This window comes from Desulfosarcina widdelii, assembly GCF_009688965.1.
Taxonomy (GTDB): Bacteria; Desulfobacterota; Desulfobacteria; order Desulfobacterales; family Desulfosarcinaceae; genus Desulfosarcina; species Desulfosarcina widdelii.
The window spans coordinates 4,051,052-4,064,300 of sequence record NZ_AP021875.1; the positions used below are offsets into that span (position 1 = coordinate 4,051,052).

The 13,249-nt window shown below is 60.3% G+C and carries 11 protein-coding genes; 3 read left to right on the forward strand and 8 right to left on the reverse strand.

Features of this window, described 5'->3' with window-relative positions:
• Position 1: 1 nt before the first annotated feature.
• Genes GN111_RS18620 through gshB form a run of 5 tightly spaced genes read right to left on the reverse strand, consistent with a single transcriptional unit; the run spans position 2 to position 5,640 of the window.
• Entirely contained in the window at positions 2-976 is a 975-nt protein-coding gene (locus GN111_RS18620; protein WP_197740382.1) for an ABC transporter ATP-binding protein, read from the reverse strand.
• Positions 973-1,929 carry an ABC transporter permease gene (locus GN111_RS18625; protein WP_231715491.1) on the reverse strand — a complete coding sequence of 319 codons (957 nt, stop codon included), beginning with the start codon at positions 1,927-1,929 and terminating at the stop codon, positions 973-975. The genes GN111_RS18620 and GN111_RS18625 overlap by 4 nt, the downstream gene beginning before the upstream one ends.
• Position 1,930: 1 nt before the next feature.
• Positions 1,931-2,908: an ABC transporter permease gene (locus tag GN111_RS18630; RefSeq protein WP_155305190.1), complete on the reverse strand. Its 978-nt coding sequence runs from the start codon at positions 2,906-2,908 to the stop codon at positions 1,931-1,933.
• A gap of 3 nt (positions 2,909-2,911) precedes the next feature.
• Positions 2,912-4,627, reverse strand: a complete 1,716-nt coding sequence (locus GN111_RS18635; RefSeq protein ID WP_155305191.1) for an ABC transporter substrate-binding protein — start codon at positions 4,625-4,627, stop codon at positions 2,912-2,914.
• A 2-nt stretch (positions 4,628-4,629) separates the two neighbouring features.
• Entirely contained in the window at positions 4,630-5,640 is a 1,011-nt protein-coding gene (gene gshB / locus GN111_RS18640; protein ID WP_155305192.1) for a glutathione synthase, read from the reverse strand.
• Positions 5,641-5,895: 255 nt separating this feature from the next.
• Here gshB and GN111_RS18645 point away from each other — a divergent pair, with 255 nt between their 5' ends.
• From GN111_RS18645 to GN111_RS18655, 3 genes are read left to right on the forward strand one after another with little or no spacing between them, the layout of a single operon-like run.
• The gene (locus GN111_RS18645; protein WP_155305193.1) at positions 5,896-7,134 is read left to right on the forward strand and encodes a GNAT family N-acetyltransferase; all 1,239 of its coding nucleotides are present in this window, start codon (positions 5,896-5,898) and stop codon (positions 7,132-7,134) included.
• Complete coding sequence (locus GN111_RS18650) at positions 7,115-8,035, forward strand: ATP-grasp domain-containing protein (protein ID WP_155305194.1); 921 nt, start codon at positions 7,115-7,117, stop codon at positions 8,033-8,035. The genes GN111_RS18645 and GN111_RS18650 overlap by 20 nt, the downstream gene beginning before the upstream one ends.
• On the forward strand, positions 8,032-9,162 hold the full coding sequence (locus GN111_RS18655; protein WP_155305195.1) for a hypothetical protein: 1,131 nt from the start codon (positions 8,032-8,034) through the stop codon (positions 9,160-9,162). The genes GN111_RS18650 and GN111_RS18655 overlap by 4 nt, the downstream gene beginning before the upstream one ends.
• A 91-nt stretch (positions 9,163-9,253) precedes the next feature.
• Here GN111_RS18655 and GN111_RS18660 read toward each other — a convergent pair whose 3' ends face one another.
• The 3 genes from GN111_RS18660 to odhB are packed head-to-tail and all read right to left on the reverse strand — an operon-like array spanning position 9,254 to position 13,152.
• A complete protein-coding gene (locus tag GN111_RS18660) occupies positions 9,254-10,438 on the reverse strand; it encodes a M20 family metallopeptidase (protein WP_155305196.1) in 1,185 nt (394 codons plus the stop codon).
• A 42-nt stretch (positions 10,439-10,480) separates the two neighbouring features.
• Positions 10,481-11,893, reverse strand: a complete 1,413-nt coding sequence (lpdA, locus tag GN111_RS18665) for a dihydrolipoyl dehydrogenase (RefSeq protein WP_155305197.1) — start codon at positions 11,891-11,893, stop codon at positions 10,481-10,483.
• A 2-nt stretch (positions 11,894-11,895) separates the two neighbouring features.
• Positions 11,896-13,152, reverse strand: a complete 1,257-nt coding sequence (gene odhB / locus GN111_RS18670; RefSeq protein WP_155305198.1) for a 2-oxoglutarate dehydrogenase complex dihydrolipoyllysine-residue succinyltransferase — start codon at positions 13,150-13,152, stop codon at positions 11,896-11,898.
• Positions 13,153-13,249: the final 97 nt, after the last annotated feature.

A 13,249-nucleotide genomic window follows, 5' to 3' on the forward strand; every position in this document is an offset into this window, starting at 1 on the left:
GTCAGCTTCCTTTCCCGGCATTCCGGCAGCGGACCCGGTGGGTGGCCGACAGTTCCGTCCATTCGGCGACCTCCCGCCTGCACGCATCCGTAGCATCCGGACAGATAACGCGTTGGGGACAGCCATCCGGCGATACGGGTCCGTTCACACTGAAAGCGCGGGCGGAATCGGATAGATCCGCCGGCGCATCGGACAGGGTAAGCAAAGCGCCCACCAGCATCTTGGTATAGGGATGCCCCGGACAGCCCAGCACTTCTTCCCGGAGGCCCATCTCCACCATGCGGCCGGCGTGCATGACCCCGATGTGGGTGCACACATCGGCCACGACGGCCAGATCGTGGGAAATAAAGATCATGCCAAGGTTCATCTCCCGTTGAAACGTGCCAATGGCTTTTAAAATCTGATCCTGAACGATCACATCCAGGGCGGTGGTGGGTTCGTCGGCAATAATCAGCGACGGGTTGCAGGCCAGGGCCATGGCAATGATCACCCGCTGCCGCATGCCCCCGGAAAACTGGTGGGGGTAGTCCTGCAAACGGGCTTGGGGAATCCGGACCAGTTCGAAAAGCGAATGGATGCGATGCTCCACGGCATGTCTGGAAAGGTTCGGTTCGTGGACAACGATGGCCTCGGCAATCTGATCCCGAACGCGGTGCACGGGATTGAGCGCATTCATGGCGGCCTGGAAAATCATGGAAATCCGGCGCCAGCGGATCTGGCGCATTTGTACATCACTCAGAGCGGCCAGATCCTGCCCTTCGAAACGGATCTGTCCGGAAACGATTTCGGCATTGGATGCCAACAGGCGCATCAGCGCCATACCGATGGTCGTTTTGCCGCACCCGGACTCGCCCACCAACCCCAGCGAGCCGCCCCGATCCACGCGAAAGGACACCCCGTCCACCGCCAGTTGCATGCCGCCGGCACTGCGGTAGCCGACGCTCAGGTCGCTGACTTCCAGCAGGGCGGCGCTCACGGCTTGACCTCCTCTTTGCGCAGCCGGGGGTCCAGCACATCGTCCATGGCCCGTCCGGTCATGTAAAACGCCAGGGTAATAAGCGAAATGCAGATGCCCGGAGGCATCAGCCAGTAGGGTGCCTGAAACATGTGGCCCGTTTTCCAGACCCACTGCAGCATCATTCCCCAACTGACGGTGCCCGGATCGCCGAACCCGAGAAATGCCAGGGCCGCCTCGATAATAATGGCCGATGTGACCCGGAAGGTCATGTAGAGCAGGGCCAGCGGCATCACATTGGGCAGGATGTGTCGGAAAAGGATGCGCAGATGCGATGCACCGGCCACCCAGGCGGCTTCGATAAACGGGCGATGACGCAAAGAAAGGGTCTGGGATCGAATCACCCGGGCCACCGCCGGCCAGCGAAACAAAGCGATCATCAGCACGATCACCCAGATGTTCAATTGGCCGAACAGGGCCGACAGGATCAGCACCACCAGCAGGGTGGGCATGACCATGACGATATCTGCCAGGCGCATGAGCGCCGCGTCGGTGCGCCCTCCCGCATACCCGGCCACCATGCCGATGGTGGTGCCGAAAAGGATGCTGATCAAGGCCGAGGAGATGCCCACCATGAACGCGATGCGGGCACCGGCCAGAAGCTGGCTGAAAATGTCCCGCCCGATGTAGTCCGTACCCAGCCAGTGCCGCAGGCTGGGCCCCGTGCTGTAAGAGATCTCCGGATCGACGCCGGTCATGGGATGGTACATGGGGTTGACCCATTGTGGAATGTAGCTGGACAGCGCCATCAGGGCAAAGATACCCAACAGTGCCAGACCGATGCGGCCGATGATATTCGTGCGGTAGACGGCCCAACCGTTTAAAAAACGCTCGACCCAGTGCCAGCGGCGCATTCCGTGAAGCGTGCCGGTTTTTTTAGCAGCCTTTGCATCTGGCGGAGAGGCGTCGATCATATCAATACCGTATCCTCGGATCCAGAGTTGCATAAAGAATGTCAACCACCAGGTTCCCCAGCAGAACAACAACGGCGATGAGCAGAAAGGCGGCCTGGGCCAGCGGGTAGTCGGCATGGCTGACGGAAAAAACGAGTTCCCGGCCGATCCCCGGCCAGGTAAACACCGTTTCGGTCAGGGCGCCACCGTTGATGGAAAAGGCCAGACTCAGCCCTACGCTGGTCACCACGGGCAGGGCGGCATTGGGCGCCGCATGGTGGTCCCGAATGGTTTTTTCATCCAGTCCCTTGGCGCGGGCGGTGACGATGTAGTCGTCCTTGAGCGTGTCCAGCATGCTCGAACGCATCACCAGGAGATAGCTTCCGAAATGGATCAGGATGAGGGTCATCAGGGGCAGGGCCATGTGGTGCAGCACATCCAGGGCCTTGTCCACAAATCCGGCCTGCGGATCGATCCATACTTCGGGCGACACCATGCCCGTGATGGGAAACCACCCCACCCGGTAGGCAAAAAACCAGATCATGATCAGGGCCAGCCAGGGCAGAAACAGGGTGTGACAGAAAAGGGCGCCGATGGTCATCAGCGTATCAGTCCGCTCTCCGCGTTTCCAGGCGGCAATCTTTCCCAGAAAAACGCCCAAAAAAGCCGACAGGATGATGGAGGTGGTAAACAGCAGCACGGTGTTGGGCAGCCGGTTCATGACGATCCGCATCACCGGTACGCCATAATGGAAGGAAACCCCCATATTGCCGGTGGCCACATTTTTCAGGTAATAGAGGTATTGGGTCCACACGGGCTGATCCAGCCCCATGCTCTCCTTGAGCAGTTGGGCATCCTCGGGCGTCATGGACGGATCGACCATCCGTTCGACCGGGTCGCCGGGAGCCAGCCGAAACAGGACAAAAAGCACCGTCATGATCACGAAGAAAACCACCGCGATCTCCATCAGGCGTCTGATTATAAAGCGTTTCAATCCCATTTGTTACGATCCGCCTTTAACCGGCTTCACCAGGCATAACGACCAGATATTGCCGATACCTTCCAGCATATCCACCCAGCCGTTGAAACGGTCCCGGCGCACCGCCTCCACCACAGAAGGTTTGTACAAGGGAATATAGGGAAGGTCTCGGGCGATCTCCCTTTGCATCTCCATCACCAGGGCCTGCCGTTTGACGGGATCCATTTCGGAAACGGACCGGTCGGCCAGACGATCGAAGGCCGGATTGCGATAACCGCTCATGTTCCATCCCCGGGGTTTGTCGTTGTTCGAGTGAAACAGGTTGCCCAAATAGGCCGGATCCAGGCGCAGCCGCCCGTACCCCAGGATGAACGCATCGAAGTCGTGCTTGCCCTTGACCTGATCGAGCAGAGAAGAAAAGGACATGGGACGGGCGTATGCCGGCATGCCCACGTCGCGCAACCATTCCTGGATCATCAGTCCGGTCGTGGCCCGGTGCGGGTCGTAATCGGCCGGCGGAGTCAAAATCGTGAAGCGCTCCATGGGCCGCCCATCGGGCAGCCGTATTTCGACGGCGGCCTGGATCTTGCCGGATTCGTCTACGGGCGGAACCTTCCAGGAGTACCCTGCCTCACTGAGTAGCCGGTAGACCCTTTTGATTCGGCTTTCCCGGCTCATGCCGTCCCCATAGCGCGGCAGGTCGTGGTTGCACCAGAAGCGGTTTTCCGCCGGTATGATCGAAAACATTTTGGTGCCCTGTCCCTGAAGAATCCGTGAGACGATGAAATTTTTGTCGATCAGGTAGGCCACGGCCCGACGCAGCGCCGGATCGTTAAATGGCGGCCTGCGAAGATTGAAGCCCATGAAGTACAGGGCCGATTTTTCGTTGGTAAACAGACGAATCTTTTCTTCTTTTTCCAGGTCGTCCATATAGCCGGGCTGGATGGGCCACCAGAACATATCGATGCTGCCCTTTTTCAACCCCAGGATTGCCACATCGGACGTGCCGAACACGGTATAGACAAGATCGTCGAAAAACGGTCCCAGAATCCGTCCGTCGATGGTCTGGCCGGTGCCGAAGAAGTGGGCATTGCGTGAAAGATGCAAAAACGCTCCCCGACGCCACTGCTCCAGGATGAAAGGACCGGTGCCCACGGGACGTTGCACCCGGTGATTGAGCAGGGTCGTCAGCGGCTTGCTGGTGGTTTGGGCTTTTGCGGCAACGGCAGCCCACTGTTTTTCCTGAACGATGGGGGTCGCCAGCGTTTCGCTGAGAAAAGCCGCCATCGGCTTTTCCAGGTAAAACACGACCGTTCGGTCATCGGGGGTTTCCACACGGCGGATGAACTGCCATTTGGCTCGATACCGGGGAACCATGAAGGACTGAATCAACTGCCCCGTAAAGGCCACGTCACGGGAAGTGAACGGGGTGCCGTCCGACCAGCGCGCATCGCGCAGGGCGATGGTGTAGGAAAGCCGCTCCGGATCGTACACCGGCAGGGATGCCGCCAGCCAGGGGACCAGATCCAGGGTGTCCGGATCGTTCTGGTAAAGGGGTTGATAGATCAGGGAAAGTACTTTGCGGGAGTTGGCGTCACTGGCCAGCCACACATTGAGGGTGCGCGGTTCCTCGGCCAGGCCGATCCTGAGGGTGCCCGGAGGCTCCCGGTCGGTGCAGGCTGCAACGGCAAAAACCAGCAGCACGACAAACAGCCGATGCCATCGCTTCCCACCGGGCATCGTCACGCTCGCTTTCGGTGGGCGGAAGAATTCATTCTGTGGACGTTGTGCTCGATGAAATCGATCACCTTCTGTTCGAGACGGTCGTTGTTGAGCTGGTTGATCCGGGGGATGCCGCCGGGGCTGACGCAGTTGATCTCCACCAGTTTGCCGGCAATCAGGTCGATGCCCACGAAATAGAGTCCGTCGGCGATCAGCTTCTCCTTGATAATCTCGCAGATCCGCCTCTCCCGCGCTGTCACCTGATGGGGGAAAACCGTTCCGCCGGCATGCACATTGGTGCGGAAATCGCCTTTCTTCGGCTTGCGGCGCATGGCGCCGATGATCTCGCCGTTGAGCAGCAAAATGCGGATGTCGCCATCCTGCTTCACGCTTTTCATGTATTCCTGCACCATGATGGGTTCCCGCCGGGCATAGGTTTCGTAGGCGCGGACATAATAGTTGATCAACGAGTTCAAATTCTCCCGGTCGCGGGTACTCACCTTGATCACGCCCTCGCCGCCGAACCGCTGCAATGGCTTGACCACCATGGCGCCGCCGAAATCGTCGATGATTTTTCGCAGACGGGAAGGATCCCTGGAAACATGGGTTTCGGGTATGATTTCCGGAAAATTGAGGATGTAGAGTTTGCTGTTGCCCAAGATCTGTCCGGTGGTGCTGTTGAGGATGAAGACATGATTGTTGACCGTTTGCAGAAACTCCATGGTCTGGTAGTTCAGTGGCGGATTGCTGCGCAGAAACAGGGCATCCATTTCCGTAATGGTCTCGAAGACCAGATGTTCCTGCTTGGTGCAGCGGATGATCGCCTGCCAGTAAGCCGCCATGTTCAGGCCCTGCTGCACGGTGATGTTGCGCATCCGGGCCACGACCTGACCGCCGCGGATATAGACATCGTGGGGTTCCAGAAAATAGACCGTGTGGCCACGCTCGTTGCACTCGTACATCAGGTGGCTGGTGGTTTCGGTTTCCGGTTGGATGTTTTCCAGCGGATCCATTAAAAAGGCGATTTTCATGACCCAAGCATTCCTTTTTGCAAGTCTGTAATGCAACGCGTACGAATTCTATATCGATTCGGCTCGGTCGGCAACCTTTGAAAAATCTTTTACACAATTTACGTCCTGGATTCATTTCCAACAATTTGAATTTGAAGGCCATTGACAAGTCCAACTGGAATCGGTTCTATGCCGGTTCTTGTCAGCCGACCGTTGAATAAGGTACATAGAGCCGCAAACGTCATTGTACAAAACCGTGTAGCAAATTGGAGCCCCATGACCGAATGCCCCTCACCGTCAATGCTGCTGCTGCATCCACCGTCTCCGGCAGATTTCCCGCATCCGCCGGACACCCTGTCCGGGTTGACGGCATTCCTGTCCGCAGTCGTTTCAAGCCCTTACGACGAATCGGCGATCTTCGGAAACGGTGCCGTGCAGGCCGGAGCAATGCTAACCCTCATGGAGCGGGCTGCCGCCGATCATGGCACCGCCCATTGCTTCTGGCGGCGGGGATTGCCTCCACCGACCCTCAGGGGCCTCATGGACGCACTATCCGACCGGCCGACCCGACTGAAACTGTCGCTGGCCTGCAATATCGGCGACACACCGGACGGGGCGCTTCCATGCCCGGCCGGGAAGGGGTCCATCGTTCAGATTCTATGGTCCGCAACGGACTGGATTCCGGGCCTCGGATTTTTCAAAACGGTTTCCAAGGCCGGCATCTGGAACCATCTGCTTCTGGATGGTCCGGCGGCAGTCGCGGCCAACCGAGACGCCGTCGCCCGGCAGCCCAACATCGTTCACAGCTGGGAGGCGACCGACGGTGATGGCCGAAAATCCAATACCGACGACGGGTACGGGAAACTGCCGGCCCTGCCCGGCCGGCCCCTGCGGCAAATTGTAGATGACCCGGTCCATCGATTCGTGCTGATCGACCGGTTCGGTAAAAACTGGCTGCTGCGATCGCGGGCAGACAAGCAGAATGATCATATCGTGACACTGGGCGAGACCATGACCTACCGTTTTTGCCCGCCGGATCAACTGCCGGACGGCCGCCTGGACGATATCTGTGCCATGGTGGCAGCGGGCGGCACCGTGGCCGCTACCCATGTGCGGGCCAACCTGGAGCGGGCCTTTCTGATCGCCTATGTCCTGGAAAACGGGATCGTCGTGGCCAACTCCAGCCTGAAGAACCCACGACCGCAGTACATCGATTCCGTCCGCCAGCGGTCGGGATTGGATTTGACCGGCTTTTTCGAACGGGGCTACACCTCGGTGCGCCCCGAATACCGGGGCCTGGGCATCGGTACCCGCCTGCTGGAAGGGCTCACTGCCCGGGCCGGCGATCGCAAGATTTTCTCGGTGATCGCCGAGGACAACGAGGCCACCAAAATCATTGCCCGCCGCAACCGTACCCGTCAGGTGGCCACCTATACCAGCGAAAAAGCCGGCAAGCCGGTAGGCATCTGGATGCCGGAATGGATGATCGACGACCATGAAAAAAAACGATCCTGACATGAACCTTCGCATCGGTATCATTACGGTCCGGGATGACAGCTACCATCCCAACCGCCGTCTGCTGGAAGCAGCGCGACAGGCCGGTTGCCAGGGGGTGCTGATCCATCCGTATCGGCTTTGGCCGGCGACCGTGGGCGGTAAATTGGGATTGACCGGCGAACACGCGGAAAACCCGCCCCGTGTAGTACTACCCAGGCAGGGTGCCGAAATCGGGGATACCTGTCTGGCATTGATCCACCACTTTGAGCAGATGGGCATTGCCCTGGTCAACGACCTTGCCTCCGTTACGATAGCGCGCAACAAATTTCTCACCCAGCAGGTGCTCACCGCCGCGGGATTGCCCTGCCCTGACACCGTTTTTGTCAACGAGGCATCCGGATTCTCGCCGGCCGTGGATCGCCTGGGCGGCTATCCGGTGGTGGCCAAGCCGGTCAATGCCCGCCAGGGAGAAGGCGTGATGCGCATCGAGGACGCCGACGATGCCCGACGCCGCGTGCTGGCCGCATTGGATCGCCTGCGCGGCGTGATGGTTCAGCGCTACATCGCTTTGGACGGACGCCGCGACATCCGCGTTCTGGTGATCGGCGGGGAAGCGATCAGTGCGGCCAGCCTGATCCCGCGGCAGGGAGACTTCCGGGCCAATTTTCATCTGGGCGGCGATATCCGATCCATCGATCTTCCGGCAGACCTGGCCGAACTGGCAACGGCCGCGGCAGCAGCCGTGGGCTGCGATGTGGCCGGCGTGGACCTGATGGTGGAAAAAAACGGCCGCCCGCTGATTGGTGAAGTCAACTACTCGCCGGGATTCAGGGGCATGGAGGCGGCCAGCGGTCTGGACGTCGCCGGCCGCATCGTCCGCCTGGCCATCGACCGTTACCGGGAGAAGAGAATACAATGAAACTGTCCGACCTTCACGTGCGAAAAAACGGCGATCTGGCCCGTGTCGTGGCCACGGTCCATTTCGAAGAGAAAAACGAGCCGGCAAGAGAGATCTTCATCGAAACCGAGGCCACCTTTGCCGACGACCTGGCGGCCCATCCCCATGCCTTTACCGTGGGTTGTCTCATACCGGCCCTATACTTCGGCGAACGGCGCCTTATTCTTGAAGAGGCCATCTGCCCCCGCCTGAAGGAAGGCCTGGAAACGGTCATGGCCATCATGCACCATTGGACCGCCGGTGCCTTTCGACCCCTGACCCTCGAAGCACCGCTGTTGAAAAACGTCCTTTATGCCGACAGAACCCGCCGCGCGGCGATTTTCCTCTCCGGCGGCATGGATTCGCTGGCCGCTCTCAAACTTCTCAAGGACAATTACGCGCCCTCACACCCCGCGTATCCCAACGATGCATTGCTGGTCCATGGCTTCGACATCGGCGGGGTCTTCGAACGGGGGGCCAAATACCATGTATTCGAACGCGCCAAGGCCGCCATGGCGCCCGTAGCCGCGGACGCGGGCCTGACCTTGGTTCCCGTCTACACCAACATTCGCCATCTTTGCGACGATCGCGATCTGTGGCTCAACCAGTTCTTCGGCGCCGTGCTGGCCGCCGTGGCCCACGCCCTGGCGCCCCGCATCGACCTGGCCTGGCTGGCCTCCTCCTACGACATCCCCCACCTGCACCCCTGCGGGTCCCACCCCCTGCTGGACCCGGAATACGGCAGCCACGATCTCACCATCCGTCACCGGGATGCAGGCCTGTCGCGGATGGAAAAGCTCAGGATCGTCGCCGGATGGGAAACCGCCTTCCAGAATTTCCGGGTCTGCCTGGCCAATGTGCCAGACAAACTCAACTGCGGCCGCTGCGAGAAGTGCGTGCGCACCATGTTGGAATTGGAGGCCCTGGGACTGCTGGACAAGACCCGCGCTTTCGCCGACGATGCCGTGGATCCGGCCTGGCTGGATGCCTTCCGCATCACTATCCGCGTCCGCGAACCGTTTTACGAGGAACTCATCGCCCCCCTGCGCCGCCGCGGCAGAAACGATCTGGCCGAAAAAATCGAAAAGAAGCTGACCGAGCGAGACTGATTTGACCCCAACGTTGCATAACAACATGCGGAAATTATTGTTACCGTTTGAAAATCTGAATCGCTCCAGCTTTTGCAACGTTGGGGTTGACTCAGCCGATGTCCTCCGGTCCCGGTTTTTCTCCACCGCTTAAATCGGCCAGAATGGTGGCCAGCAGGAGCGTGCGCTGCGACAGGCTCTCCTTGAGCATGTATTCCTCCGGGCTGTGATCCCCGGCGCCGATGGGCCCCAGGCCGTCGAGCACCGGTGTGCCCGTTTGGGCGATGAAATTGGCGTCCGACACGCCGGATCGAAATTCCGGACGGATGGCAATCCCAAGTCGGTCGGCAATGCGATCGACGCGGTCGTAAAGCGCCTGATTGGCCTCGCTGCCGGGCATGGGAGGCCTACCGGAAACAATCTCCAGTTCGGCGGCGGCGCCCGGCACCATGATCTGTGCACAAATCTGTGACAGCTTGGTTTTCAGCCGATCTTCGTCTTCAGGCTGGACAAAACGGAAATCCAGAAGGGCTTCGGCCCGTTCGGCAACGGTGTTGGGGCCGATGCCGCCGGTTACCGTGCCCGCATTGGCCAGAATCCCGGCGGAAAAATCGTTGAGGGCCTCGATGGCCAGGATTTTATGGGCCATCTCCACGATGGCACTGGTTTTGTCCGGGCCTGCAAAAGCGGCGTGGCCCGCCCTTCCGGCAACGGTGAGCCTGGCCGAAAGGTTGCCTTTCCGGCCGGTGACGACTTCTCCGTTGAGCCCGCCGCCTTCCAGGACAAAGGCACAGACACTTTTTTCGGCTTCCCGGCGGATCAACGCCTTGGACTGTTTGGAGCCGATTTCCTCATCGCTGTTCAATACGAAAGATAAAGGCAGGCGTTGCAACAGGTTGGCCTCGGACAGTGCTTTGAGGGCGAATATCCCGGCAACCAGCCCCCCTTTCATGTCGATGACGCCGGGCCCATACGCCCGGTCGGCATCTTCGCGATAGTTCCGAAAATCCGTATCTGCAGGGAATACGGTATCCATGTGGCCGACCAGAAGCACCTGGCCGGTTTCCGTGGGCGGGCAGGGGGTGCGAAAAACCAGCGGGTTGCCCACCGGCTTGATTTCGATGACGTCCAGCGTGAGATCGCAGTCCGCCAGGGCGTTGGCGATGACGCGGCCGACCGCGTCCACGCCGGGCTTGTTATGGCTGCCGCTGTTGATGCAGACCAATTGCCGCAGCAGGTCGAACATCTGGGAGCGGTGTGTGCCCAGGTAGGTCCGCAACCATTCGTCCATGGCCATTTCAGCGTCCCGATAGCAGTGTGGTGATTCGATCCTCAATCGTCAGGATGCATAAATCGAGCACTTGCGCACATTCATGGCCGCCTCCATCAGGGCCTCGGCAAAGGTCGGATGGCCGTGGATGGTGCGCGAGATGTCTTCGCTGCTGGCGCCGAACTCCAGGGCCAGCACGCACTCGGCGATCATGTCGGCTGCCCGGGGACCGATGATGTGGACTCCTAAAATGCGGTCGGTCTTGCCGTGGGAGATCAGCTTGACGAAGCCGTCGGTTTCGCCCATGCAGCGCGCCCGGCCGGCCCCGGAAAAGGGGAAGCTGCCCACGCAGTAGGGGATTTCGCGTTCGCGCACCTGCTCTTCGGTCAGGCCTACGCTGGCCACCTCGGGCCAGGTGTAGACCACCGCCGGAATGGTGTCGTAGTTGACCTCGCCGGCGCGGCCGGCCATGCACTCCACGGCGGCGGTCCCTTCGGCCGAAGCCTTGTGGGCCAGCATGGGGCCGGGCACCAGGTCGCCGATGGCGTAGATGCCGTCCACGCTGGTGCGGTAGGTTTCGTCCACCAGAATCTGGCCGGTTTTGGGATCGGTCTCCACACCCAGTTCTTCGAGGCCCAGACCGCGAGTCAGGGGGCGCCGGCCAATGGAGACCAGCAGCCGGTCGAAGCTCATCTCCTCAGTGTTGTCGCCACTTTCCAGCACGGTCCGTACCTTGCCGCGGGCCACCGTGGCCTTGGCCACCTTGGTGTTGAGCTTGAACGCAAGGCCCTGGCGTTTGAGGATGCGGTCCAGGGTGCGGCCCACCTGTCCGTCCAGGGTTGTGGCAATCTTGGGCAGCATTTCGATGACGGTCACCTTGCTGCCCAGGCGGTTCCACACCGACCCCAGTTCCAGGCCGATGTAACCGCCGCCGACGATGCCCAGGTGCTTGGGCACGGTATCGAAGGAGAGCGCTTCGGTGGAGCTGACGATGTGCTTGCCATCGAATTCCAGCCCCTTGACCTCGATGGGCGCTGAACCGGTGGCCAGCAGAATGTTTTTGGCCGCCAGGGTGGTCTTTTTCTTCTTGCCCGTGTCGACCTCGATCGTTCCCGGGGCGTTGATTGTAGCCGTGCCCTGCACGATCTCGATGTTGTTGCCCTCCAGCAGCTTGCGCACATTTTCGGTCAGCTCTTCGACGACCTTGTCCTTACGGGCCAGCATGGCCGCCAGGTCCAGGGAAACCTTGCCGGTCTTGATGCCGTATTCGGCAAAGCGCTCCCTGGCCAGGTGGTAGTACTCGGAGGAGTCCAGCAGGGCCTTGCTGGGGATGCAGCCCACGTTGAGGCAGACGCCGCCCAGGCGCGCATTTTTCTCCACCACGGCGGTCTTCAGGCCGAGCTGGGAGGCGCGGACAGCCGCCACGTATCCGCCGGGTCCGGAACCGATGATCACCAGGTCGAACTGTGCTTGCTGTGCCATCCTTACACCTCCAATGTCATGCGTTCCGGGTTTTCGACGAACTCCTTGACCCGCTTGAGAAAAGTTACCGCCCCCTTGCCGTCCACGATGCGGTGGTCGTAGCTCAAGGCCACGTACATCATGGGCCGGATAACGATCTCGTCGTCGACCACCACCGGTCGCTTTTCGATCTTGTGCATGCCCAGGATGCCGCTTTGAGGCATGTTGAGAATGGGCGTGGAGAGCAGACTGCCATAAACGCCGCCGTTGCTCACCGTAAAGGTGCCGCCCTCCAGGTCGGCCAGTTCCAGGCGGTTCTCCTTGATTTTGGTCACGTAATCCACGATGGCCTTCTCCACCCCGGCGAAGCTCAGGCGCTCGGCGTGGCGGATCACCGGCACCACCAGGCCGCGCTCGGTGCCCACGGCCACACCGATGTGCTGGTAGTTGTGGTAGATGATGTCATTGCCGTCGATAAAGGCGTTGATCTCGGGCACTTCCTTGAGGGCTTCCACGCAGGCCTTGACGAAGAAGGACATGAAGCCCAGGTTGATTCCGTGGCGCTTGCTGAAGGCCTCCTTGTACTGCGAACGGATCTCCATGGACCGGGCCATGTCGATCTCGTTGAAGGTGGTCAGCATGGCCGTATTCTGCTTGGACTCCAGCAGCCGTTCGGCGATGCGTTTGCGGATGGGCGTCATGGGCTTGCGCTCTTCCATGGCAGCAGGCGGCATGTCACCGACCGCAGTCGGCATTGCCGGATCCTCTTCGGGGATGCCCGCCGGGGCGTTTTCCAGGTAGAGCAGTACATCCCCTTTGCTGATGCGCCCACCGGGACCGGTTCCTTTGATTTTGGAGACATCCAGATGTTTCTCGGCAATCAGTCGGCGCACGGAAGGCGCCAGGGGAATCCCGTCGGCAGGCGTCGATGGAGCGGATGGCTTTGGGGGCGCCGCCGGGGCAGGCGTTTTCTCCGGTTGAGCGGGCTTTTCGGCGGGCGGCTCGGCTTCGGCTTCCGGTTTTTTCTCCGGCACCGCGGATGCATCCACCGGCTCCAGGGAGCCCACCACCGTTCCGATGGCCACGGTCTCGCCGGCCTGTACACCAATTTTCAGGACGCCGTCCGCCTCGGCCACCACCTCCAAGGTGACCTTGTCCGTTTCGATGACAAACAGGGGCTCGTCCTTGCGGACGGTATCGCCGTCCTGCTTGAACCATTCGGCCAGGACCGCCTCCTGAACCGACTCGCCGACGCTGGGAATCTTGATTTCGATGGCCATGCGGGCTCCTTGATATTAGGTGTTTAGGTTGAAGGCTGAAGGGGTTTAGGTTATTGCATCGATACCGCTGGCTGACTTTATCGGGTTCGTAGAAACC